Source organism: Roseovarius autotrophicus, from assembly GCF_018069895.1.
GTDB lineage: Bacteria > Pseudomonadota > Alphaproteobacteria > Rhodobacterales > Rhodobacteraceae > Roseovarius > Roseovarius autotrophicus.
The window spans coordinates 1-763 of sequence record NZ_JAGQDH010000079.1 but is presented as its reverse complement, the minus strand read 5'-3'; the positions used below and the strand labels follow the sequence as shown (position 1 = coordinate 763).

The 763-nt window shown below is 63.8% G+C and carries 2 protein-coding genes; both read right to left on the bottom strand.

Going from position 1 to position 763, the window contains the following annotated elements; all coding sequences use genetic code 11:
* Nucleotides 1-177: 177 nt before the first annotated feature.
* Nucleotides 178-489: a type II toxin-antitoxin system RelE/ParE family toxin gene (locus tag KAK09_RS18635; RefSeq protein WP_210880411.1), complete on the bottom strand. Its 312-nt coding sequence runs from the start codon at nucleotides 487-489 to the stop codon at nucleotides 178-180.
* Nucleotides 486-763, bottom strand: a 278-nt coding sequence (locus KAK09_RS18630; RefSeq protein WP_210880410.1) for a type II toxin-antitoxin system Phd/YefM family antitoxin, incomplete at its 5' end; no start/stop codon positions are given. The genes KAK09_RS18630 and KAK09_RS18635, both read right to left, overlap by 4 nt.

Below are 763 nucleotides of genomic sequence, written 5' to 3'. Positions count from 1 at the left end.
AGTCACCCGCCAGCTACATGGAGAGCGCGGCTGACTGGCCGCCGCCCGCCACGCGCGCCCCGCAGAAACCCCAGGTGGCCTAGTTTTGCGCCGCCCCGTGGCCCAATTTTACTCCGGCGTTGACAACAGGGATCAGCATCATCAGATCCTTCGCCTTGCGGCGACTGTTCGAACGGATCAGGGTTGCCAATCGTTCCGGCGACCGTGGCGGACATGCAGAACCTGAACCGCCCCGTCGATGACGGCATAATAAATGCGCCAGCGCGTCGCCTTGCCGTAAAGCGCGCGGCGGACGGCCAAGTCGACATCACGCGATTCCGGGGCAATCGGATGCGCCTCGGGCATCGTGCCAAGGGCAAGGATGGTTTCGCGGATGCCCGCCAACCATTCGTCCGCCGCCCTTGGGTTGCGAACACGCAGCCAGACCCATGATGCTGTCAGATCCTCTGCTGCGTTCGGCGTGATGATCACCGGCAGAGGCGTGGTCATCTGGTCTGGGCGAGGCCATCGAAGAACTGGCCCGCATCGACGCCTTCACCCGCACGGGCCTGCGTCAGACCCTTGCGGATTCCGGCGACGGTTTCGGCATAGTCGAGCTGGTCCTGCATCTCCTGCCATGCGGCGGCGTCCATCACAACGACCGAGGGCTTGCCATTTACGGTGAGGATCTGCGGCCGACCGGTCTCCTTGATCTGCGCGATCATGCGCGCCGAGTCCCGCTTGAACTCGGTCAACGGGCTGATGTCCTTGGTGATGTTCATGG

What these genes read in the sequence shown, in the direction of transcription:
- KAK09_RS18635 (WP_210880411.1), bottom strand. Translation starts at nt 489, where the DNA reads ATGACCACGCCTCTGCCGGTGATCATCACGCCGAACGCAGCAGAGGAT.